Annotated in this window: 14 protein-coding genes; 11 read left to right on the top strand and 3 right to left on the bottom strand. The window is 38.9% G+C overall.

Annotation, left to right across the window (positions count from 1 at the left end; translation table 11 throughout):
• The first annotated feature begins 52 nt into the window (after nt 1-52).
• Nucleotides 53-3,133: a SusC/RagA family TonB-linked outer membrane protein gene (locus AC1DNH_RS11980; protein ID WP_477610696.1), complete on the top strand. Its 3,081-nt coding sequence runs from the start codon at nt 53-55 to the stop codon at nt 3,131-3,133.
• A gap of 15 nt (nt 3,134-3,148) precedes the next feature.
• Nucleotides 3,149-4,444 carry a RagB/SusD family nutrient uptake outer membrane protein gene (locus tag AC1DNH_RS11975; RefSeq protein ID WP_477584673.1) on the top strand — a complete coding sequence of 432 codons (1,296 nt, stop codon included), beginning with the start codon at nt 3,149-3,151 and terminating at the stop codon, nt 4,442-4,444.
• A gap of 139 nt (nt 4,445-4,583) precedes the next feature.
• Here the strand turns inward: AC1DNH_RS11975 and AC1DNH_RS11970 are convergent, their stop codons facing one another.
• On the bottom strand, nt 4,584-5,330 hold the full coding sequence (locus AC1DNH_RS11970) for a DeoR/GlpR family DNA-binding transcription regulator (RefSeq protein ID WP_215124683.1): 747 nt from the start codon (nt 5,328-5,330) through the stop codon (nt 4,584-4,586).
• A 240-nt stretch (nt 5,331-5,570) separates the two neighbouring features.
• On the opposite strand from AC1DNH_RS11970, the gene AC1DNH_RS11965 reads away from it, so the two are divergent.
• The 5 genes from AC1DNH_RS11965 to AC1DNH_RS11945 all read left to right on the top strand — a co-directional run bounded on the left by AC1DNH_RS11965 (nt 5,571) and on the right by AC1DNH_RS11945 (nt 16,308).
• A complete protein-coding gene (locus AC1DNH_RS11965) occupies nt 5,571-8,654 on the top strand; it encodes a SusC/RagA family TonB-linked outer membrane protein (protein ID WP_477607740.1) in 3,084 nt (1,027 codons plus the stop codon).
• Nucleotides 8,655-8,662: 8 nt separating this feature from the next.
• The gene (locus tag AC1DNH_RS11960) at nt 8,663-10,273 is read left to right on the top strand and encodes a SusD/RagB family nutrient-binding outer membrane lipoprotein (protein ID WP_477580551.1); all 1,611 of its coding nucleotides are present in this window, start codon (nt 8,663-8,665) and stop codon (nt 10,271-10,273) included.
• A gap of 24 nt (nt 10,274-10,297) precedes the next feature.
• Entirely contained in the window at nt 10,298-11,095 is a 798-nt protein-coding gene (locus AC1DNH_RS11955) for a DUF4397 domain-containing protein (RefSeq protein ID WP_057933243.1), read from the top strand.
• Between the two features lie 264 nt (nt 11,096-11,359).
• The gene (locus tag AC1DNH_RS11950; RefSeq protein ID WP_477607742.1) at nt 11,360-14,593 is read left to right on the top strand and encodes a SusC/RagA family TonB-linked outer membrane protein; all 3,234 of its coding nucleotides are present in this window, start codon (nt 11,360-11,362) and stop codon (nt 14,591-14,593) included.
• Nucleotides 14,594-14,604: 11 nt separating this feature from the next.
• Nucleotides 14,605-16,308 (top strand): RagB/SusD family nutrient uptake outer membrane protein, encoded by a 1,704-nt coding sequence (locus AC1DNH_RS11945; protein WP_477580555.1) that lies wholly within the window; start codon nt 14,605-14,607, stop codon nt 16,306-16,308.
• A gap of 306 nt (nt 16,309-16,614) precedes the next feature.
• Here the strand turns inward: AC1DNH_RS11945 and AC1DNH_RS11940 are convergent, their stop codons facing one another.
• Nucleotides 16,615-18,450, bottom strand: a complete 1,836-nt coding sequence (locus AC1DNH_RS11940) for an outer membrane protein assembly factor BamB family protein (RefSeq protein WP_477580557.1) — start codon at nt 18,448-18,450, stop codon at nt 16,615-16,617.
• A 190-nt stretch (nt 18,451-18,640) separates the two neighbouring features.
• Nucleotides 18,641-19,243: a porin family protein gene (locus tag AC1DNH_RS11935; protein ID WP_477580559.1), complete on the bottom strand. Its 603-nt coding sequence runs from the start codon at nt 19,241-19,243 to the stop codon at nt 18,641-18,643.
• Nucleotides 19,244-19,481: 238 nt separating this feature from the next.
• On the opposite strand from AC1DNH_RS11935, the gene AC1DNH_RS11930 reads away from it, so the two are divergent.
• The 4 genes from AC1DNH_RS11930 (at nt 19,482) to AC1DNH_RS11915 (ending at nt 25,425) form a co-directional block, all read left to right on the top strand.
• Nucleotides 19,482-19,697 carry a hypothetical protein gene (locus tag AC1DNH_RS11930; RefSeq protein WP_025141830.1) on the top strand — a complete coding sequence of 72 codons (216 nt, stop codon included), beginning with the start codon at nt 19,482-19,484 and terminating at the stop codon, nt 19,695-19,697.
• 183 nt (nt 19,698-19,880) lie between these two features.
• Complete coding sequence (locus AC1DNH_RS11925) at nt 19,881-21,572, top strand: S41 family peptidase (protein ID WP_477580561.1); 1,692 nt, start codon at nt 19,881-19,883, stop codon at nt 21,570-21,572.
• A gap of 28 nt (nt 21,573-21,600) precedes the next feature.
• Entirely contained in the window at nt 21,601-22,926 is a 1,326-nt protein-coding gene (locus tag AC1DNH_RS11920) for an alpha-L-fucosidase (protein ID WP_215124675.1), read from the top strand.
• Between the two features lie 240 nt (nt 22,927-23,166).
• Nucleotides 23,167-25,425 (top strand): GH92 family glycosyl hydrolase, encoded by a 2,259-nt coding sequence (locus AC1DNH_RS11915; RefSeq protein WP_477580655.1) that lies wholly within the window; start codon nt 23,167-23,169, stop codon nt 25,423-25,425.
• The last annotated feature ends 45 nt before the right edge of the window (nt 25,426-25,470 follow it).

Genomic DNA, 25,470 nt, shown 5'->3' with positions numbered 1-25,470 from the left:
GGTATTTTGTTAAATTTGTTTAAACACTAATCTTCTAACAAAACCAAATTTTATGGAAAAAAGTTACCTAAAATGGTCACCAGGATTCTTCGCAATTTTGTTGATCCCATTTCTGCTGCTCTTATTTACAGAAATGGCGCAGGCACAAAACAAACGGTATACCATAAGCGGTAAGGTTACCGACGCCGCAAATAACAGCCCTGTTCCAGGTGCTGTTGTGAAAATTATCAATACAAATCTCGTAACAAGCACAAGTTCGAGTGGAACGTATAGCTTTTCGGTTGATTTAGCCCCTGGTAAATATCAGATTCAGATTTCTTTTATCGGCTTTAAATCGAATATCGAAACGGTAACACTTGGCGATAATACCACAGTTCAGGCTAATAGTGCTTTAAGTGGCGATGCAGTGGGGCTCGATGAGGTAATTGTTACGGGTACCTCTCAAGGAACTACCCGTAAACAGCTCGGTAGTTACGTGAGTACCGTAAAAGGTGATGATTTAAACAAGGCGCCTAGTGGAAATGCACTGGCGTCATTACAAGGTAAAACACCCGGCGCACAGATCAGCCAAAATTCTGGAGACCCAGCTGGTGGAATTTCTGTTCGTTTAAGAGGGGTGAGCTCGGTTAACTCATCTTCAGAGCCACTTTACATCATTGATGGGGTAATTGTAAACAATTCTACAACCAGAGTAACCAATACATCAGCCAATTATGATGGTGGAAACTTTGTCGGAAGTATTGGGCAAAACCGGATGGTGGATATTAGTCCTGCGGATATTGATCATATTGAGGTTTTAAATGGCGCAGCAGCAGCAGCCATTTATGGTTCGAGGGCAAATGCGGGGGTAATCCAGATTTTCACCAAGAGGGGTAAAACTGGCGAGCCGCAAGTGAGTTTCAGCACCAGTTTAACCATTAGTGAGTTGCGCAAACAAATTGATGTCAATCAATCGCCAACAAAATTTGGAGGACCAACAGATGGGCCAACTGCGCAAACTCAGGATGTATTATCCCCTGCGTTAATTACAACAACTCCGGTAACCAGGTATAATTACCAGGATTATATTTTCAGGACAGGTATTGGGACAGATAATTCAGTTTCAGTCTCTGGAGGTAATGACAACACTAAATTTTATACCTCTGCTGGTTATTTTTCAAACCAGGGGATCATTAAAAACACTGATTTCACCAGAATGAATTTCAGGGCAAATCTTGATCAAACCATTAATAAATGGGCAAAAATGACTGCGGGATTTAATTATGTTCATAGCGATGCCAACGAAAAGCCAGATGGGAATTCATTCTTTTCACCAATGAATTCGGTAACCATTATTGGCAATTTTCATGATTTGTTTACCAGAGATGCATTAGGCAATTTAAAAGCCATCGGAGAACGCGGACGTGTTAATCCAGTTTCTGTTATTGAAGATATCAAGCAACGCCAGTTTACCAATCGCATTATTGCAAATGCAGGATTAAAACTTACTCCTGTTAAAAACTTAACTATTGACTATACTATGGGGGTTGATAATTCAATCCAAAATGGGACAACATTTATTCCGCCCTTTGCGTATAATGTAAGTACGGGTTTTTATGGTGGTGGGCCAACTTTAGATCCATCTTTAAACGGTTATGCAAGTGCGGCGAATGCAACAACCACACTATTTAATAATGAGTTAAACTTCACCTATGATGCTAAAATTTCTGAATTATTTAGTTCAACTACTCAACTTGGCGGATCTTATCAATATCAAAAAGACCTGTATAGCTTACTAAACGGACGTGGTTTAGCTCCTTTTGTTCAGGTAGTGAATGGAGCAAGTACTGCTTTACCTAATGTTGATAATCGTTCAGAATTCTCAATTAGCGGGGCTTATTTACAACAAAATTTTAAATATAAAGACCATTTATTTATAACCGGCGCCATAAGAGTAGATCAATCTACCGTATTTGGAGAAGATAATAGAACGCAGTTTTATCCTAAAGCTAACGTGAGTTATGTGTTGTCATCTGCCGATTATTGGAAAGATTTTGGCGTATCATCATGGTGGAATGCGTTCAAATTAAGAGCAGCTTATGGCCAGTCTGGAAATTTAACAGGGATTGGCGCATATGATCGTTTCAACGTTTATTCACCAAATGCCCTAAACAGCAAAACATCATTAACATCGTTAACGACACTGGCTAATACGAGTGTGAAACCTGAGCGCCAAAAAGAGCTTGAAATCGGTACAGATATGTCCTTTTTTAATAATCGTTTAGGTTTAACTTTTAGTTATTATAATAAAAATGTAACTGATTTATTATTGCCTGTTGTGATTGCACCGACAACTGGGTTTTCTAGCTTGTTAGACAATATTAGCGGTACTTTAAAAAATAAAGGTATCGAATTAATGCTTACAGGGATTCCAGTTAAAACCGATGACTTTACGTGGACATCGACGCTAATCTACAACAGAAATAGAAATAAAATAGTGGGTTCGGGTGCACAGAGATTAATTGCAACCAATGCCGGCGCGCCTGTTTCTATTACTGACGGTTATCCAGTAGGTGTTTTTTATGGAACATATTTTGAGCGGACAAAAGATGGAGATATTGTAACAAACGCTGCTGGTATTCCTTTAACTGCTGGTCAAGCCGCAGGTAATGTTTTGCGTAAAGTAATCGGCGATCCAAACCCCGATTATACAGGGTCTTTCGTTAATGATTTTACTTACAAAAAATTAAGCTTACACATTCAATTGGACGCTGTTCAAGGGGGGGACGTTTGGAATGCAGATTGGAGAACACGTCAAGGTGTAGGTAATGGAAAAGTTGCCGAAGCAGAGCAGATGGGCCAATTGCCCAGAGGCTATGTGGCTGGTGCGTACACTGTAGAAGAATGGCGCATTGATGATGGGTCTTTTGTGAAATTGAGAGAGATTTCATTGAGCTATAATATTGGCCAGGTTAAGTTTATTAAAAGCTTAACCGTTAACCTTAGTGGAAGGAACCTCATTTCGTGGGATAATTACAAAGGCTATGATCCTGAATTAAACTCTGGTGGTCAATCTACAATCTTGAGGAATATCGATTTCGGTTCAGTACCAATTCCACGTACTTTCTCATTGGGTTTACAAGCAAGATTCTAATTTAAAACTGTTGTTATGAAAAATTTAAAATCAAGATATATAGGTTATGCATTTTTGCTTACTATAGTGGCTTTTTCAAGCGCTTGTAAAAAGGAGTACTTAAATCCTAACGCGGCTACGGCCGATGATGTATTAACCTCGGCAAAAGGCTTAACAGGCGTTACGGTAGGTTTACAGAAAAACTATTCGACAACTCGGGCTGGAATTCTGTATGCGACTATTACTTTAAATGGCTTAACCACAAATGAGTTAATATCCATTAATACCGGTAATACCAATGAAGAAAGATTAGTAGCTGGAGGTGTACAGGTAGATGGTACAAATTCAGTAGTACTAAATGTTTGGGCTGGTGCAAATAAAATTATTTATGATGCAGATAACGTGATTAATAATGCCGCTAATCTTCCGGATAAAAACTATGCAGCGGGTTTAATTGCTTACGCAAGTATTTTTAAAGCCTTGGCTGTGGGTAATTTATCAGAGTATTGGGAAAAGGTTCCGGCTGGGACTGGTCAAAATGTTACCTTTATTAGTCGTGTTGATGGTTATAATAAAGCAATTGCGACCATCGACAAGGCATTGGCCGTAGTTGCAGCAAACTCGATAAGCACATCTTTTTTGGGGAACATTCCATCAGGAGTAGATATTCCCAATACTTTAAATGCACTCAAAGCCCGCTATGCTTTATTTGCCGGAAACTATGTGTTAGCATTAACTGCTGCAAATGCAGTTGATTTAACTAAAAAATCGACATTTACATATGATGCAATAAATTTGAACCCCATTTTTGAGATTGCTACCTCTACCAATAATGTAATTCAACCTAAGAATATAAATTTAGGACAGACTGGCGCTAATATCCCGGATGCAGGCGATGCCAGGATTCCATTTTATACTGTAGTTAATACAACAGTACGTATTAATGGTTTCGGTGCAGGCACTTTTACCCAGTTTCCCATTTATCTGCCTGGCGAAATGACCTTAATTAAAGCAGAGGCTTATGCCCGTCAAGCTACTCCTGACCTGGCTTCGTCGCTTACTGAGCTAAATAAGATCGTAACCAAAACTGCAGCAACTGATCCTTTTGGAGTTGGGGCGGCACTGCCGGCACTAACTGGTCCTTATACACAACAACAGCTTTTAGATCTGATTTACAAACACCGTTGTATTGAACTCTTTATGTCTGGGCTAAAACTTGAGGATATGAGAAGGTTCAATCAACCTTTAGCTGATCGCAAGCGTAATTTTTTCCCTTATCCTTTCGCAGAAAGAGATAATAATACCAATACCCCTGCGGATCCAACTTTCTAGCAAAATGAAAGAGGTTGTATCATAAACACAATTTCAGCTCAGATGCTGTCATGTTGAGCCTGTCGAAACACCTTAAACAGTATTTAAACAGGCCCTTCGACAGGCTCAGGGTGACAAATCTGTATGATACAACCTCTTTTTATAAAATATTCAATTCCTTTTCACGGTAGCGCGAAAGAGATTCATGGTCTAAATCTAATTCTGTTATCAGATAACTAATGCTTTCTATCGGGCAAACCCTTAATCTTAAAGCAATATCCAGCTTTTCGGAAATACAAAGTACAGCGGTTTTTTTTGCACAGGCTAACATGGCTTTTTTAAGCTGGTTAATTTCCCAGTAGGTATCCGTTAGGCCTTCATCGGGATGGATGGCGCTGGTTCCCATCAGGCATAAATCGGCTTTGATTTCAGATAACTGTGTAATTACTTGTCCGCCGTAAGTAACTTGCGAATTTTTCGAAAATAAGCCTCCAATTAAAATCACTTCGATATTATTGTATTTAGCGAGCTCTACTGCTACCAGCGGACTAATGGTGAAAAATGTAGCAGATAGGCCCTGCGGAAGTCGTTTAACAAATTCTAAAATCGTTGTTCCTCCTCCGGTTAAAACTACCATGCCATCTTTTATCAACTGAACGGCTTTTTTGCCAATCGCAATCTTACTATCTCTGGCATAAACCGTACTATCGTCAAAAGAACTGTGATAAGATTTCGATAAAGCGCCTCCATGAACCTTATAAAGCAAGTTTTCATCAACAAGCTCTTGTAAATCTCGTCTGATTGTGTCTTCTGAAACATTAAGTAACTGCACTAAGTCGGATGTTAAAACACGGTTATGCAGGTTAATCTGGCGCATGATGAAGTCGTGACGTTCTTTTTTCAGCATAAATCATTTGATTTTTTACGAATGTATAAAAAGATTTTAAAATTATATTATTTGCGTTTTTATGCGTGTTTGTGCGATAAAGTTTTGTTTGTTAGCACAATAAATCTTTCCTATTTGTTTTTATTTTCAAAAACATTCATCATATTTACTTAACTAACATCAAAGCTGCGGTAATTTGCGCGTTTGATAAACCGGAATACAAACAACAACTTCTAATAACCACTTTCTTACTAACAAATTATGAAGAAAAAACTATTCTTTAGTTTTATCGGTATGATTATGCTGTGTGCGCAAGTTTTCGCGCAACAGATAACGATTACCGGTAAGGTCAGCTCCGCTGACGGCCCCATTCCCGGCGTTTCTATCCGGGTGAAGGGAAGTACCGTGGTGTCACAATCCAATGGCAAAGGAAATTATTCGATAAAGGCATTAAAAACCGATGTATTAACATTTTCTTATGTTGGATACAAAAGTGTTGAAAGAGCTGTTGGTGCAAATAGCACGATTAATGTAACCCTTTCTGCTGATGCCAGCAATCTTAATGAGGTTGTGGTTACTGCCTATGGGATTGATCGCGATGCTAAATCGTTAGGCTATTCAACGCCAAAAGTTTCCGGATCCGAAGTTGCCGAAACCCAGAGAAACGATTTCTTTGGAGGCTTGCAAGGTCGTGTTCCAGGTTTATCGATTAATAGTACCAATGGAAACCCAGGAGCCTCTGCGCAGATTGTTTTACGAGGATTTGTATCGATCAGCGGAGATAATAACGCACTGATTGTTGTAGATGGTGTGCCGATTAACAACAGTACATTAAATCAAACAAGAGAGCTAGTTTCGGGAGCCGCAAACAGAGACCAGGATTACTCTAACCGGGGGATGGATATTAACCCAAACGATATCGAAAGTTATGTAATAATGAAAGGGCCTGAGGCCACCGCGTTATATGGAAGTGCCGGTGCCAGTGGCGCAATTTTGATTACCACAAAAAAAGGTAAGGCTGGCCGCGGAAGTATTAATTACAATAATTCGTTTAGGGTAGAGCAGCTGAATAAGTTTCCGGAGATACAAACTAAGTACAACTCGGGGGTTTCTAATGGAGTTTACGATGGTGGAAGTTCTAACTTTTTTGGGCCGGCATTTTTACCAAGTACACCACTTTACGATAATATCCATAATTTTTTCGAAACTGGTTTTACACAAAAACACAACTTGTCTTTTGAGGGAGGAACTGAACAGTTCTCTTATCGTTGGTCTAACGAATACACCGATAGTAAAGGAACAATCCCTACAACAAGTTATAGGCGGATCTCATCGAGGATAACTGCAGTTGGTACCATTTCACCGATACTGAAACTAACAAGCACTTTCAACTACATCAATTCTAATAATGATAAGGCAAATAAAGGTGCTAACGGATCTTTGCTTCAGTTGATGCGGTTTAGTTCTGCTTACGATGTTCAGAATTACCAAGATATCAACGGAAACAGGGTTCTGCATCTGGCAAGCATCTATTCGGAATTCGATAACCCGCTTTGGGATGTTGTTAAAAATGTGAATAACGATAAAGTTAACAGGTTAATTGCAAATACGAATGTGGAGCTAAAGCCGACAAAATGGTTAAGGATTAATGGGATTATTGGAGCCGACATTGCCAATACCAAAGGATTGTCGGTATATCATGCTCAATCTTACCGGGGCTCGGGTTCTGCCGCAGCCCCGACAGGCGGAACGGTAATGACCTATGATCAGTTGACCAAGGTATTTAATGGATCGTTAACGGCTAGTGCCAAGCATAAATTTGGAGATTTTAACAATACCTATGTTATTGGTGCTACTTTTAACGATTATAATTCTACTACCGATTCTCAGCGTGGTACGAATATGTACGATCCAAATTTTTACAGTATAAATAATACGCTGCCAACAACACAGCGTACATTAACCTATGTAAACCGCTACCGTACAGTTGGTGCTTTTGCACAGGCCATAATGGGCTACAAAACCTTATTGTATTTAACCCTATCGGGTAGGGTTGATGGCGCTTCGCGGTTAATGCCAAACAATCCATATTTTGCCTATCCATCAGCAAGTTTGGCCTTTAATTTTACCGATCTGGCCACCGTTAAAACGGCCTTGCCATGGCTGGATAATGGTAAGTTAAGAGCCTCATATGCATTAACAGGTAAAGAGCCCTGGAGAGAATATTCTACAGGTACAAACTACGAAGCTAAAAGATTTACAGGCGGTGGTTATGCCTATTCGTACTATGGTGGTAACCCAGACTTAAAACCGGAGGTATCTGAAAATTTCGAAATCGGTACTGAAATGCAATTTCTGAAAAACCGGATCGGACTTGATTTTAACTATTACAACCTATTAAGTAGAGATCAGATCATTAACCCACGCTTAAGCTATGGTACAGGTTTCGTTTTAGAGATGATGAATGGGGGTACGGTACGTAACCGTGGCATCGAAGTACAGTTAACAGGTAACCCGATAAAAGGAAAAGATTTTAACTGGAACACTACTTTTAACTTTACCCGCAATCGTGGCGTGGTATTATCGCTGGCAAATGAGCTTCCGGAACTTTACGAATCTGATACCTGGGTAATTGGTGAAATCAGGAGCGCAGTTCATCCTGGCTATAGTACGGGTGCGATTAGCGGAACCAGGTTTGATAGAAGTAATAGAGGGGATATCTTGATTAATACGTCCTCTGGTTTGCCAACAAGCTCTGATACACAATATTATCCCATTGGAGACAGGAATCCAAAATTTACGCTAGGTTTTGTAAACAGATTTAGCTACAAAGGCTTTAATCTCTCTTTCTTATGGGATTTAAGATATGGCGGCGATGTAGTTAACGGTACCGAGTACGCATCTTACATTAAAGGGATTAGTTTGAAAACCCTCGATAGAGAGCTGCCGCGCGTAATTAAAGGGGTTTTAGCCGATGGATTGCAAAATACGGCCAACCCTACGGTTAATACGATTGCAGTAACCCCCTTTTATGCTTCTAACTACTATTCTCTGAACGTATCGCCAGAGATGTTCGTAGAGCGGAACATCAAAACGCTGCGTTTAAGGGATGTTACGCTGGCATATGATTTTCCCCCATCGCTGGTTAAACGCATCGGATTTATCCAAAGCTTCGGGGCCTTTTTTACTTTAACCGATTCGATATTGATTACCAATTATTCAGGTGGCGACCCAGAGAGTAATGCAAATTCACCAGGTGTTGGAGGGATTGGAGGTTTCGGTATCGATTATGGTAATGTTGGCAAACCGATAGGTTTTAATGTAGGATTTAGGGTTAAATTATAGTGAACAACATGAAAATATTATATAAACTATATATTGCTTCGGCAGTATTATTAATGGCTGGAGGATGTAAAAAATACCTCGATATCAATACAAACCCTGCTGTGCCACAAACCAGTAAGGCAGAACTGCTGCTGCCGCCAATTCTATTTCAAATGACAAACGGAACCTCACAGGATTATCGTTTTATCTGGAAAATTACGCAAAATCTTATTGGTGCATCAACTGATGATGGATCTATTGCTTTTGAAAAACACACTTTTGTACGTTCGAGCGATAATGGAGGCGTAATCTGGAGAATGACCTATGTTGATTTGGGTTTGAACCTGGAGAATTTAATTAATGATGCAGTTGCCAATCAAAAATATGAGTATGCTGCAATTGGTTATGCCATTAAAGCTTGGGCCTATCAACAAACAACAGATTTGTACGGGCCAATCATTTTGGATGAGGCGTTTACCCCTGGGATGTTAAGATTCCCTTACCATGATCAGCCAGAGGTATATGCAAAAGTACGTTACTATTGCGAGCAGTCGCTTAAGTATTCTACGATGAAAAGTCCAATTAACTACGCTACGCAACTGGCTGGTGTTACCGGTGATGGGATTTATAAAGGCGATATGACCAAATGGAGAAAATTTGTGTATGCAATTTATGCATTACAGTACAGTCATCTGGTAAATAAACCAGAGTTTAAAGCCATGTACGCCGATAGTGTTGTTAAATACACTGATTTATCTTTTGCCAATGAAGCAGAATCAGCAACGGTTTATTTCTCTGCAGCAAGTACCGATGATACCAATCCATTCGGGCCCACATTGGGCTATATAAATCCATCTGGTACAACATCTACTTATTATGGTCGGATTTCGACCACGATCTTAAACTATCTTGCAGGTGGAGTGAGGGGAGTGCCTACCACAAATCCAACAAGCTCACTCGATCCACGGTTGAGCAGGATGTTGCCGGCAAGTACGGCTACAGCTACTTTGGGCAGGTATATAGCCGGTGTTCCAACGCAGGGAAGCAGTACATCTGGCCTTCCTATTGTTTTCGGCAGTATCCCGGCAGGGTCTACTACTTACAATGGAAAATATATTTTTGCCGATGCAGCAAGGTACCCAATCATGACCTATTCGCAATTACAGTTCGCAAAAGCAGAAGCGTTGTTTTTACAGGGAAAAACAGCAGATGCTTTTACTGCATACAGGCTTGGTATATCTGGCCATATGGTTTTTTGCAACACTTATGGCAGGGCTTCTAAAACCCCTGATCCTTTGATAACCGATGCCGAAATCAACACTTATTTGGCCTCTAATGAAGTTGCCCAAAGTGCTGCAACACTAACACTGGCCGACATCATGGGGCAAAAATACATTGCCCAATGGGGTTGGGCCGGTTTAGAGCAATGGTCTGATATGAGGAAGCATCATTACAGTGCAACGGTCTTCAGGCAGTTCTATCAAATTCCTACAGCCGACCTTCTTTTAGGCGGGAAATATGCTTATCGATTCAGGCCACGTTACAATTCTGAATATGTTTGGAATAGTGAGGAGTTACGCAAGTGGGGCGGGTTAGACGTTGACTACATGACCAAAGAAACCTGGTTTAGCCAGCCATAATTTTTTAATTTAAAAAATATCAAGATGAAAATATTTTCTAACTTATTTGCCAGTCTGTTTATTGCAATGGCTTTAGCTGGTTGCACCAAAAATGTACTCGATTATGGTGAAACCGAAAAATTGACCAGCGACCAGGCTTTATTAAAGGTGAACTATGCCTCTTACTATTATAACAATAGGGCAATAGCAATTAAAATTAACGATAAAAGAGTTAGTAGTGTAATTACTGCACGTACTCCTTTTCCTGGTGGTGGGTATAACACAGGGGGCAGTTCTACGGCTGATTTTCTTGCTGTAAGTCCTGGTAATCTAAAACTATCGATTATTCTTCCCAAAAAGAAAGATGATGGAACCGATTCAGTTGTGCTATACAGTACAACCTTCCAGATAGAAGCAGGCAAAAATTATGTTGCGCATATTACCGATACCGCTGCAAATACCAAAAATGTTTTAACTCAGGAAAGTTTTACCAGGCCGGATACGGCCTATTGTAAATACCGGTTTATCAACTTAATGCCAAATGTACCATCAGTAGATCTATATTATGGAACAAGTGCAACAGATAATGCAAAAGACTCGCTCATTGCAGGCAATGTAAATTATTTAAACATTACCAATGAGATTACATTAAGGTCTGCGCAATCAAAAACCTGGAAAATCAGGCCGGCTGGAGCAGCAATAACAACCGCAACGGTTCTTGCCAATTATACCAGTGCAAGTACTTTTTTAAACAAAAGGGTTTATACCATTTTTGCTAGTGGCTATAGTGGCATCACAACGGCACCACGTAGACCTTACGTATCGTTCTTTTTAATCAGATAGATTATAATTACAGATATAAAAGCCAACCCATAGTGGTTGGCTTTTTCATTTCCCAGATTTTTTAGGAGCACAGAAGGGAATAGAGATAATGCAATAACTGCTTAATAATCAGATAATGCGCTTTTTTGCGTGTTTGTGCGGTAATATAGATGTTGCAAAACCAAATTTGTTTTTTTTAATCAAATAATTAGTGATATTTACTTAAATATTGCTGTTTTATGCGGTATTAAGACTAAACTACAAAACAATTCTAAACTTACGTTTATGAAAAAAAAGCTACTATTAATTTTTCTTGGTACGTTTGTGTTGCTGGCCCATGCCATTGCACAACAAACTACCATTACGGGTAAGGTTACATCAGAAGATGGCCCTATACCCGGCGTTTCCATCAGAGTAAAGGGAAGCAACACCATTACTCAGACTAATGGGGATGGAGTTTACATCATCAAGGCATTAAAAACAGATGTATTGGTTTATACTTTTATTGGGTATGCCACTCTCGAAAAACCTGTTGATGGCAATACTATCGTAAATGTCGTTCTTAAATCCGATTCAAAGGGTTTGGATGAGGTTGTGGTGGTAGGCTATGGTACACAAAAGAAAGCAAACCTAACAGGTGCGGTAACTACTGTAGATACGAAGGTACTGCAGAGTCGACCAATTACTGATGTTGCCAGAGGTTTGCAGGGTGTTGTGCCTGGCCTTAGCATTACCACGCCTAGTGGCGAATTGGGAAAAAATCCTAAAATTACACTTCGAGGATTAAGGGGCTCTTTAAACGGAGGAGGATCACAACCACTTATTTTACTTGATAATGTTGAGATTGAAAGTTTGCAATTGGTTAATCCAGATGACATCGAGAGTATCTCGGTTTTAAAAGATGCAGCATCTACATCAATTTATGGTACCAGGGCGGCGTGGGGAGTCGTTTTAATTACTTCAAAATCGGGAAAGAAAAACACGCCAAGTAAAATTTCATATACAAATAATTTCTCCTGGTCTACGCCAACAACCTTGCAGAAAATAGCTAATGCTGCCGATGGGGCAAACTTTGCATTGTCAGCTTTACAACGTACAAACCCTAATACCACTCAACCAGGTATTGTAGGAATGTACATTGATGAAATTGCCATTGGCAAAATGAAAGAATGGGATAGTTTATATGGAGGACAGGACTTAGGTGATGAAATGGTTAGAGGAAGGGATTTTGAACTTCGTGATGGCAAATTATTTTTTTATCGCTCATGGGATGCTGCAGATAAATACATGAAAAAATGGACCCCACAACAAAATCATAATTTAAGTGTAAGTGGAGGAAGTGAGAAAACCAGCTATAACATTGGTTTAGGTTATTTAAACCAGAATGGTGTTTTGAAAGTTAACCCCGATGAATTCGACCGTTATAACATGTCTGTGAGTGTTAATACTGCAGTAAAGGATTATCTTGACATTAGAGGAAAGATTTTCTACACAAATACGCTAACAACAACACCATTTATCTTTAGTACTGCAACAATTGGTCCTTGGTACTATCTTTATCGCTGGCCGAAATTTTATCCCTATGGTACGTATCAGGGTGAACCTTTCAGAAGCGCAGTTACAGAAGTTCAACAGGCCAATATGAATAGAGAAAAAACAGGCCTAGCCAGGATTCAGGCAGGAGCGACTTTTAAACCTTTAAAAGGATTAACAATTGATGCAGACTATACCTATTCATCAACCAATACTCATTCGAAAATTATTGGAGGTGGAACCAGGGGCATTGATTTTTGGGCAGGTGGCGATTTACCGCCGGTAAATAAAAATTATCAGTCGGTTGCTTATGATTATGCAGCTTTTGGTTCAGCGTGGACAGATGTAAATGCAGGTAAACTTTATGGAACCTATACCAAAGATATTAATGACCATTCATTCAAGGTTATTCTAGGTGGAGATATAGATTATTATCAAAAAAATTATCAGTACTCGAAAAGAAATACCTTATTAGACCCTGGTGTAGGCGCAATTCCAGGAGCAATTGGTGATCAGTTTGTTGATGGGTACAATAGGCATTATTCCTCAAAAGGATTATTTGGACGGATCAATTATGCTTATAAAAACAAATACCTCCTTGAATTAAATGGTCGATATGACGGTTCATCACGTTTCCCTAAAAATGACTTATGGGGCTTCTTCCCATCAATGTCTGCCGGGTGGATTTTATCAGAAGAATCATTTTTAAAGCCAATAGAAAATGTACTGTCATTTTTAAAAATACGCGGATCCTATGGATCAGTGGGTAATCAGGATGTGGTAACTGGAAATAATTTTTATCCTTTTATCCCATTAATGGATACATCAAATTCTGGCTGGTGGATTGGCAGTTCAAATCAGGTGACTATAAGTACTCCACTTGCGGTATCCAGATCCCTTACTTGGGAAACGGTTACTACATTTGATTTAGGTTTGGATGCCCGTTTCTTTAAAAATAACTTAGGAGTAAGTTTTGATTGGTATAAAAGAAAAACTACCGATATGTTAAGTGCCGGAGTAACACTTCCTTCATCTTTTGGGGCAACATCTCCACGAAGAAATTATGGAGAGATGACAACTAATGGATGGGAATTAGCAATTGATTATAATCATACTTTTGAAAATGGCTTGATGATCAATTTAACGGGCACCTTATCTGATTTTCAGGATAAAATTACCAAATTTGCCAACACAACATTAACTGTAACGGGTAATTATGAAGGTAAAACTCTTGGAGAAATATGGGGGTATGAAACCGACCGTTATTTTACTTCAGATGATTTTTCAGGAAAGGACGCAAATAATAAATGGATTTTAAAACCTGGCATTCCTTCGCAAAGCAGATATGAAACCGCCTCATTCTTTTATGGCCCAGGTGATGTTAAATATAAAGACCTTGATGGTAATGGCGTAATTAATAATGGCGCCAATACCGTTGATGATCACGGAGATTTAAAAGTAATTGGAAATTCTACGCCACGCTACCAATATGGATTCCGTTTAGGTACTTCCTGGAAAGGTATTGATATTGATGCATTTTTTCAGGGGGTAGGAAAAAGAGACTTTTGGGCTTCGGGGCCAATCTTTGTTCCAGGTTGGAATCCTGCTGAGGCTTCTTTTGAGCATCAAATGGATTATTGGACACCTTCTAATCCCGATGCTTTCTATCCAAGACCAACAAATCAGGCCCAATCTAATAACTCATTAAATTTTTTAACTCAAACGAAATATTTATTAAATATGGCCTACTTGAGAGCCAAAAACATTACTGTGGGTTATACCTTTCCAAAACGTTTAACAAGCAAAGTGAAAATTGATAAGCTAAGATTTTACTTAAGTGGAGAAAATTTATTTTCGATTTCTAACGTAGGAATTCCAATAGATCCAGAAGTTGACTATACAGCAGATCAAACTGATGCGGCATCATTTGGAAGAGTTTATCCTTACAGAAAAACATTATCATTTGGTATTCAAGTAACCTTATAACTATTACAGCGATGAAAAAGATATATATTATAATTGCCTTCCTTATTTTGATATTAGGGAACGGTTGTAAAAAAGATTTTTTGGAAAGGGAGCCGTTAGATTCTTTTTCTGATGATACTTATTGGAGAACAGAGAAAGAGGTGAGTACCTTTGCCTGGGGATTTTACACAAGTTATTTTACAGGTTACGGATCCGGATTTACATTTGGTAAATATTTTTCCGGAGAAACATTAAATGATGATTTTGCACCAACAACTCCTACTGCATTTACCAAAAATGTTCCTACGTCTGGCGGAGGATGGAGTTTTACTTTTGTCAGAAAAGCCAATATATTTATAGATAGAGTAAGTAATTCAACTTACTTATCTGATGATATTAAAAAGAACTGGGTTGGTGTAGGTCGTTTTTTCCGTGCTTTAGAATATAACGACTTGGTTAAAGCTTTTGGAGATTTTCCTTACTATGACAAACCTTTGGAAGAAACTTCAATAGACTTATATAAACCCAGAGATCCACAGATTGTTGTGCTAGATAATATGCTTGCAGATTTTAAATACGCTGCTGAAAACGTCAGGGCGACTGACGCTCTTGTTGGGCCAAACGGACAGATTGTTAACAAATACGTTGTGTTGGCATTTATGTCCCGTGTATTTCTTTATCATGGTACCTTGCTAAAATATTCGAATATTAACCCTGCTAAAGCAACCGAGTATTTAGAAGCAGCTAAATGGGCAGCTAACGAAGTGATGACGAAAGGCGGGTATTCATTAGGAGCTAAATATAGAACCTTATTTAGCTCTCTTGACCTTAAAGGAAATCCTGAGATTATTCTATACAGACAGTATGGTACTGCCCAAAGCACACATTCATTAGTGAGTTATGTAAACAGGGAGCCTCAAACTGGCCCGTCTAAAAATGCTATTGATGCATATTTGTGTACAGATGGCCTTCCAGCTTCAGTATCACCACTTTATCAGGGAGATAAGTCTATAGCTAATGTAATGGCAAACCGTGATCCTAGAATGAAAGAAACATTTGTATCTGATCTGCGTTTACCAGGCATAGCTTCTAATTATTCCACAAGTGGTTATTCTGTTTTAAAATTCTTAATGGAGGATCAAACTTTATGGGGCACAGCTGAAGCACTATCTAGTACCAACACTACTGATGCGCCTATTATTCGTTTAGGAGAAGTTATGATGAACTTTGCAGAAGCTTCTGCAGAACTGGGAACATTAACTCAAGCCGATTTGGATAACTCCATTAATAAATTAAGAAAAAGAGGTGGAATTTCAATGCCTAATCTTCAGGTCATAGGTGGGCAGCCAGCCGTTAATGGTGTGGTTTACGATGATCCACAGAGAGATCCTGCAGTATCTTCATTAATTTGGGAAATTCGTAGAGAAAGAAGAATCGAGTTAATGATGGAAGGTTTTAGAAATGATGACTTGAAAAGGTGGAGGAAATACGCTTACATTGATACTAAATTAAATACTAGTATTAACAGAGGAGCCTGGATTAAAAAAGCAGATTACCCCAAAGCAACTGTAGCCATTGATGGAACAACAGAAGGGTATATCATACCTGCCCCTAAACCAGAAACGCAAAGGACATTTGATAATGACAAAGTATATTTAAGCCCACTGCCACTTGATCAGATTAAACTGTATAAAGATCAGGGAATAGACTTAAAACAAAATCCTGGTTGGCAATAACTAATAAAAGAGGCTGTATCAAAAGTAAAATTGGCCCCTGAGAATCGAATATTCGAAAATGCTCCTGTAGGGAGGTATTAATGAAAATGACAAAAAATGAGGCTGTGTCAACTTATGATACAGCCTCGTTTTGTTAATCGCTATTTAGATAGATGCTTGTATTTTTTTGGTTGTGGTTAATTTTCTAAGCTAAATAAATATTAAAAGGTTTATCTATTCAGTTGGTTGAGTCTATGCGAAAGGGCTGTGAATTCTCAAAATACAGGCTTGTAATTTATAAATGATTTTTATATGAATTGTTTATGCTTACTTATTAGCGTTTAACCAAACTACTTTTCCATCCATAGTGCTTATAACAAGATTTTTTCCATTAATCACATTTACGGTATTGATCATCGAATTATCTATTTTGTGTGCCCAAACCGTGCTTTGTTGTTTAGGATCGATAGCATAAATAACACCATTCTTTGTTCCAAAAAATACCTTTCCTTCCTTTTCAATCAACATGGATGGTACGTGTTCATATCCAAAGCCTACATTATATCGCCAAAGTACACCCGGATCTTGTGCCTGCGCTTTATAAGCTACAATTTCGTCCTGCATGGTTTTGCCATAAATAATGGTACTGTCTGCCGATTGTCCGATCGATTCCCGAACTGTAGCTTCTTTGTTTCGCCAAAGTGTACTGCCGTTTTTTGCATCAATCGCGGTTAAATAACGGTCTGGAGCTGCAATATAAATTATCCCGTTATAAGCTACAGGCGTTACCATAGCTGGCGAAAACATTCTGTTACCCTGGCCATTGTTCCATTTCCACAATAGGTTTCCGCTATTAATATCCAGGGCATACAAATGCCTGCCCCAGGAGCCAAAAATAATTTTGCCCTGATAAATAAGTGGTTTGCCCACAATTGTACCTTCTACTTCTTTAAATGCCCATATTTCATTCCCTGTTTTAACATCCAATGCCCTGAAGGTATTATCGCTGCCACCTATATATACCCGTTGCCCGCTAACCACCGGCGAACCTAATACCGAGTTAGTTGTTTCCTTGCGCCAGAGTTCTTTTCCTGTTTTTGCACTTAATGCGTAAATAGTGCCATCGCCTGAACCGAAGATAACCATATTGTTAACAGCAACTGGTGATGAGTAGATCGCGCCTTTGGTTTTAAATGTCCATACTTTCTTTCCGGTATTTTTATTTAAGGCTTCAACCAAACCTAAGCTATTGCCAAAAATAACATTGTTCGATGTATAGGTTGGTGTATTCACTACATTTGCGTTGGAGTGGTAAGTCCAAACTTCCTTCGTGCCCGCATATTTATTGTTGATGGCAAAATCAGGGCGATCATATTTTTTTGAATCGGCGAGAAAAGTTTTTAAGGCAATTTTGCGCCATACGGGAAGAATATCCTGGGTTGGTTTTTTAACCTGAAAAAATGCACTATCCTTGGTCATTGTTACAATATTATACCCACCAATACCATCCTTTGCCCTTAGATTAGAGCGGCCCATTGTGGCTTCAATACCTTCAAAATTATAAGGGTGATTATTGTGCCCATGGCCGCAAATGGCATATTGGATATTATATTTCTTTAGCTCATCTGTTGCTTCGTACCAATTATCCAAACTGTTATCCAATGGGTAGTGGTTGGCAAAAATAATGGGCATATTTTTAGGTGTTGCTTTAAGCACGCTGTCAAGCCAAACGGTCGCATCCCTTGGAATGTGCCCATCGCTCATCCTTACGTAAGGGCCAGATGCACATGCTATAAAACGGTAGCCATTATGATCGAAAATAAATTTATCACCACCAAACGCTTTAATAAAATTTACACCACCTGATTCTGACCATCCGGTATCGTGGTTTCCAGGGATAATGTGGTATGGTTTATTTAATTTTGATAGGATATCTTTAGCCAGTTTAAGCTCATTATTGGTACCCATTTCGGTGATATCGCCAGTAATGATCACAAAATCGATGTCATTCAGCATATTTAAATCAGCAACAGTTCGGTTAAGATCTTCTTCGCCTGTTGATGACCCAACATGGGTATCAGTTACAAAAGCATATTTAAAATTTTGGGCTTTTACAGAGAGCGATATAATAATAGCAAACAGTAAAAGAATAGGATGTTTCATTTTGTTTTTCGTTTAATTGTTTTACTATAAAAATCGACATTTTTTAGGGCTTAAACAGGGCTGTAATGCCAATTTTACATATTAATAAATGTGCTGTAACAGCCTAAGAAATAGCTTTTTCAACTGCTAAAAAAGGATTAAACAAAAAAAGGCGACCAATGGCCGCCTCTTACTCGTTCTGTTGAAAAAATTACAAAATTTTAAATCCTAAACTCAATTGAAACAAGTTAGGTTTTTGGCTGTATTTTTCACTTTTACTAATGTTGGATAAACCGGCTTCGTAGCGTAAATCAACCGAAATGTTACCCACATCTACACCAGCACCAGCCTGTAGGCCCAGTGCCTGGTTTTTGTAGTTGTCGAAATCGGTTGCTTGTTGATAAGCAGAACTAAACGACGAATTTTCATCCAGAATAAATGAAATAACCGGACCAGCCATTAAGCGGAAGTTTAAATTTTTAGCACCAAATTTTGTTCCCAATAAAACAGGAACATCTAAAGTGGTAAATTTTACTTTCCCTTCAGCTGCAACTTCGTTCCCATTATCTTGCGTAATGCTGATAAATTTATTGCCTTTGCTACCAATGTAAGCCTCTGGTTGCACATAAAGACTAGCGCCACCAATCCGTGCCCAGGCACCGATCTGATAACCTAAACGGTTTTCTTCACTTGCAAAATCTGCATTTAACTTTGCTAAGTTTACACCTGCTTTAACCCCGAGGTTAAACGTTTGTGCCTTTGATGTTGCCCAACCCAAGGTTAGGAAAACAATAGAGAAGATGATTTTTTTCATGTTGTTTAATTTGTTTTTTAAAGGTTATAAAACCATAAACGATCGATGATACCTGCCATGATTTCATTTTTAAAAATTTGTATTACACGGTTTTTATACCGATTAGGTTTTATAACGTGCTTTTAACACAATTATCGTGCAAAAAGAATCCGCGAATCTCCACTTTTTTTGTCACATCACATAAAAAGGTATTAACCTGAGCAAATATTTTTTACTTTTGCATCAAATAAAATATGCCATGGCTAATTTTCAACTTACTTCAGAAACTGCATTTAAAGTAAAAACCAAGTTCTTAAGGAAATATCGCGATCTGGCGAACGAGCCTTTAGAATTTACGCCAGGCAAAGAAGATCAACTGATTGAAGATTTAATGCGTTTGGTAAAACGCGACCGCACCTACATCGAATTTACCATTCAAAAAGCACTTGCCGATACCAAGGGTAACAGACTTTAGTAAATTTTTCCTTGTTTTCATCCTCTTCTTTTTCGCGTAACGCTTAATTTACGCTTAGCCCAAATAAGCTGTTTTTAATATTTATCGGTTTTTGTACATTTACGTTTGCTTAATCAATAATAACCTTCCAAAAAGAGCGGTATTTCATTTAACTTGCCCTTCGGAATTTAAATATATAAGGGAATGAAGAAACTAAAATATGGTCTTTTAGCAGCTGGCTTTGGCGTGGCTGTTTTGTCTTTTTCATTTAAAGAAGATTTATTCCTCGTATCTAAAAATCTGGATATTTTTGCTTCGCTCTATAAAGAAATCAATATCAATTATGTTGATGACACTAATGCCCCCCAATTGATGAAAACGGGGATTGATGCCATGTTGGATAGTTTAGATCCCTATACCGAATATGTCCCAGAATCGGAGATTGAAGATTACAAGCTAAAATATGTGAGCACACAGTACGGAGGTATTGGTGCCAGCACTGTTTTTATCGATGGAAAACTGTTTATCAATGAAGTAAGCGAAGGTTATCCTGCAAATAAAAGTGATATTAAAGCCGGCGATCAGGTGCTGAGCATCAACGGGATTGCCATAAAAGGAAAAGACCGCTCAGAGGTTAGCCAATTATTGCGTGGCCCTAAAGGCACAGCCGTTGATTTGTTGATGATCAGAGATGGAAAAGAAATCACTAAAAAACTTGTCCGTGATGAAATAAAACAGCCTAACGTTTCTTACTCAGGAATGGTTGGTGATGGTATCGGTTACATCAAACTCGATAAATTTCTTGAAAATTCCGGACAGGAAGTTAAAGATGCGCTGTTGGCTATTCAAAAAGAAAACCCAAAAGGTGTGGTTTTAGATTTGAGAAACAACGGCGGGGGTATTTTGCAGGAAGCGGTTAAAATTGTGAACCTCTTTGTGAATAAAGATCAGCTTATTGTAGCCCAAAAAGGCAAAAATGTAGAGAAAACCATCGCCTATAAAACACTTTTAACCCCGGTTTCTACTTCGGTTCCGTTGGTAGTGCTTGTAAATGGTAATTCGGCCTCAGCCTCAGAAATTGTTGCGGGTTCTTTACAGGATTTAGATCGTGCCATTGTAATCGGCCAACGTAGTTACGGCAAAGGCTTGGTTCAGCAAACCTTTAACCTGCCCTATAACAGCTTGGTTAAAGTAACTGTGGCAAAATATTATACACCATCAGGCAGGTGCATCCAAAAATTAGATTATGCACATAAAAATGCAGATGGTATTGCAGAACGTTTTGCCGATTCGACCATGGCAATGTACCAAACCAAAGCAGGAAGAAACGTGTACAGTGGTAATGGTGTTTATCCCGATATCGTGGTAGATGCCATAAAGCTCAGCCCGATTACCATTTCAATGCTTAACAAAAACCTTTTCTTTAACTACGCAAATCAATATAGGAAAGAAAAACCAAGTTTGGCCTCGGCCAAAACTTTCCAGTTATCTGATGCGGACTATGCTGCATTTTCTGGCAGTTTGGCCGATAAAGATTTAACTTACCTAAGCCGTACCGAAAGGTTGCTTTCCGATTTACGTTTAGAAGCCGAAAAGGAAAATAAATCTGCTGAGGTAAAAACCGATCTGGAGAATCTTAAATATAAACTTACCTCTTCTAAAAAAACTGATCTGGTTAGCCATAAAGCAGAAATAAAAAGAGTTTTAGAAACACAGATCGTAAGCCGATATTTTTACGAAAAGGGAAGAATTGAGCAGAGCTTCCAGTACGATAAAGAATTGGCTGCAGCAAAAAATCTTTTTACCAACCAATCGCAGATCCTGGCCATTTTAAAAGGCGATGGAAATTATAAGGTAATTGGAAAACCAACCAAAGCCACCGCATCAATAGACTAAAACCTAACCAAACGATACCACTATCCTTATGAAGAAATTAACCCTAATATGCCTTGTGCTATTAATTGCCTTACAGTTAAAAGCACAGGATTATACACCTACAGCCTCTAATTTAAAACAGCGGGCATGGTTTAACGATGCCCGTTTTGGCTTATTTATCCACTGGGGTCCTTTTAGTGTACCAGGGAGCGGCGAATGGGTAATGAACGAACGAAAGTTGAATGTTCATAATTATACCAACCTTAAAGATTTTTTTAATCCTGTTGAGTTTAATGCCGAACAATGGGTGAGCATGGCGAAGAATGCCGGAATGAAATACATTACGCTGATTACCAGGCACCATGATGGTTTTAGCATGTGGGATACCAAATATTCTGATTTCAATATCATGAATACGCCCTACAAAAAAGATATCGTAAAAATGATGGCCGATGAGTGCCATAAGCAAGGCATAAAACTATACCTGTATTATTCGCTGTTAGATTGGCGAAGAGAAGATTATCCACACGAAACTGGTCGTACCGGACAGAACTCAGGTAGAACGGGCAAAGGTAATTATGCAAGCTATTTGCAGTTCATGAAAAACCAATTAACAGAGTTGTTGACCAATTATGGTGAAATAGGCGGAATCTGGTTTGACGGGCATTGGGATCAGACTGAACCAGAAGGATCGAAAGACAGGACATCACGGATTGATTGGAAATACAATGAAATTTATGGTTTAATCCACAAACTTCAGCCACAGTGCATGATTGGTAACAATCACCACCTTACACCCTTTGCCGGAGAAGATTTTCAAATGTTCGAACGCGATCTTCCTGGTGAAAATAAATCAGGCTTAAGTTTTCAAAAGGCATCAGATAAACTACCACTTGAAACCTGCGAAACCATTTCAAATTCGTGGGGATATAATTTGAGCGATACCTATTACAAATCGAATAAAGAACTGGTACATATGTTGGTTAAAGCTGCAAGTTTAGGGTCTAATCTTTTACTGAACATCGGCCCGATGCCGAGTGGTAAAATCCAGCCCGAGTTTCAAAACCGTTTGGCAGGTTTGGGCGATTGGCTTAAAATTTACGGTGAAAGTATTTATGGTACTAAAGCGGGATTTATAAAACCGCAGGCCTGGGGAAGCATTACGCAAAGCGACAACAAAGTTTATATCCACCTTGTTGACGGAAAAACGGCAACGCTTAACTTAGAAAACGTTCCGCTAAAGAAAATTAAAAAAGCATATTTGTTAAAAGACAAAAGCGCGGTAAACTATACCTTTAAAAAATCAAAATTAACCATTACTACAACTTTAAATAGTGCAGAACCCGATCAGGTAATTGTTTTGGAGATTGGCTAAGAGGACGTTTATATATTGCTGTCATCCTGAACGCAGTGAAGGATCTGTCGAATTTCAATAAAAGAGATCGTCATCCGATTGCTATCGGATGACGATCTCTCGCGTTCAAAAGCCTGTTATCTCCCAATAATTGCCAAAATTCAATGCTTTTGATGTAATTCTTTCCCCTTTATGAGAAAATAAACGTAAAACGTTTTACTTTTAGGCTTTAAATTCTAATGTAAGAAATTATAAGCACACATGCAGTTCAAGAAAACCTCGTCTATTCTATTTCTAACGGCCTCTCTATTCTCCCTTAATGCAGCTGCGCAGCAGAACACCAAACTTACCCGGTATGTAGATCCATTAATCGGATCGGCAAAACACGGTCACGTTTTTGTAGGTGCAAATGTTCCTTTTGGTGCAGTTCAGCTGGGGCCGAACAACATTTTTGAAGGCTGGGATTGGTGCAGTGGGTATAATTATGTTAGTAATACCATTACCGGTTTTGCACATACGCATTTAAGCGGTACCGGAATCGGCGATCTGGGCGATATTTCGATCATGCCTGCAACTGGTAAATTATTGCTCGAGAAAGGTAAAACAGCCGAAGATCAGAACGGCTACCTGTCTAAATTTTCGCATCAAAATGAAATAGCCAAAGCTGGTTATTATAGTGTATTGCTTGATAAATACCAGATTAAAGCCGAACTAACAGCAACTGAAAGAGTAGGTTTTCACCAATATACTTTTAAAAAAGGTGCCGAAAACCCACATATCATTATTGATTTGATAGAAGGTATAGGCTGGGACGCACCTGTATCTGCATCATTTAAACAGCTCGATGCTACCACTATTATAGGGCATCGTAATTCGAAAGGTTGGGCCAACGATCAGCGTTTGTATTTTGTAATTAAACTTTCACAACCGATTAAAAGTATTGCGTTATATGATAGCACAGCGGTTAAAAGCGGCATGGCATTATCCGGCAAAAAATTAAAAGCAGCGGTAAACTTTAATGCCATTAATCATGATAAGCTACAGATTAAAGTTGCCTTATCTCCGGTAAGCATTGAAAATGCCATTTTAAACCTAAAAACAGAGTTGCCAGGCTGGGATTTTACCACCACAGTTAAAAACAGTGATGCGAAATGGGAGAAAGAACTGGCCAAGGTGAAAATTGAGGCTTCAAATACGACCAAAAAGGTATTTTATACTGCTTTGTACCATACCATGGTGGCCCCGTCACTTTTTAACGATGTAAACAAAGATTACCTCGGTACAGATAAAAAGGTATACAAAAAGGCAAATTTTAATAACCTCACTACCTTTTCATTGTGGGATACTTACCGTGCGGCTAATCCATTGTACACCATCCTGCACCAGGATAAGGTAAGCGATGTGGTAAATACCATGTTGGCCATCTATAAACAACAGGGTAAACTACCCGTTTGGCATTTAATGGGTAGCGAAACCAATACCATGGTGGGCTACCATGCCGTTCCGGTTATTGTTGATGCTTATTTAAAAGGATACCGGGGTTTTGATGTAAATCTGGCATACGAAGCGATAAAACAATCGGCTATGCAGAAAACAGATGGCATCGAATACATTCAGGAGCTTAAATACATTCCTGCTGATAAAGTAAACGAATCAGTGGGTAAGGCTTTGGAGTATGCTATTGACGATTATTGCATTGCACAAATGGCTAAGGCACTGAATAAAACAGCAGATTACACTTATTTTAGCAAAAGGTCGAAACTGTATAGTTTATATTTCGATCCGAGTGTTCAGTTTATGCGGGGTAAACTTGCCAGCGGAAACTGGAGAAGCCCGTTCGATCCCTTTTCATCCAAACACCGTGAAGATGACTATGTAGAAGGTAATGCCTGGCAATACACCTGGCTAGTGCCGCAAGATGTAGAAGGATTGATTGATCTTTTTGGAGGGGATAAAGCTTTTATCAATAAACTCGACTCGCTATTTACCTTACCCTTAGATTTGGGAACCAACGGTTCGCCGGATATTAGTGGGTTGATCGGTAATTATGCGCAGGGAAATGAACCCAATCACCACATTCCTTATTTATATACTTACGCAGGCCAGCCATGGAAAACTGCCGATCTGATCCGTAAAATCGACAAAGATTTTTATTCTTCAAAACCGGATGGTTTGTGTGGTAACGAAGATGTAGGTCAAATGAGTGCCTGGTATGTTTTCTCGGCAATGGGTTTCTATCCTGTAAATCCGGCAAACGGGGCTTACGTTTTCGGAACGCCATTAGTTAATGATGCGATAATTTCGCTGCCTGGGAATAAGAAATTCAATATAAAGGTTGTGGGTAATAGTGCGGAGAATAAGTACATTCAGAAAATTGTGCTGAATGGCAAAGCTTATACCAAATCATATATCCTGCATAAAACCATGATAACTGGCGGAAATATGCAAATTTATATGGGCAATAAACCATCAGCAACCTGGGGGGTAAAACAAGAAGACAGACCAGTTTCAACTAAGTAATGATTAAATTGAAAATGATTGAATGCTTACTATACCAATAGTGAA

Source organism: Pedobacter sp. 01N310 (genome assembly GCF_056399805.1).
Note: the sequence above shows the minus strand (reverse complement) of the source record. Positions and strands in the feature narration are given on the sequence as shown.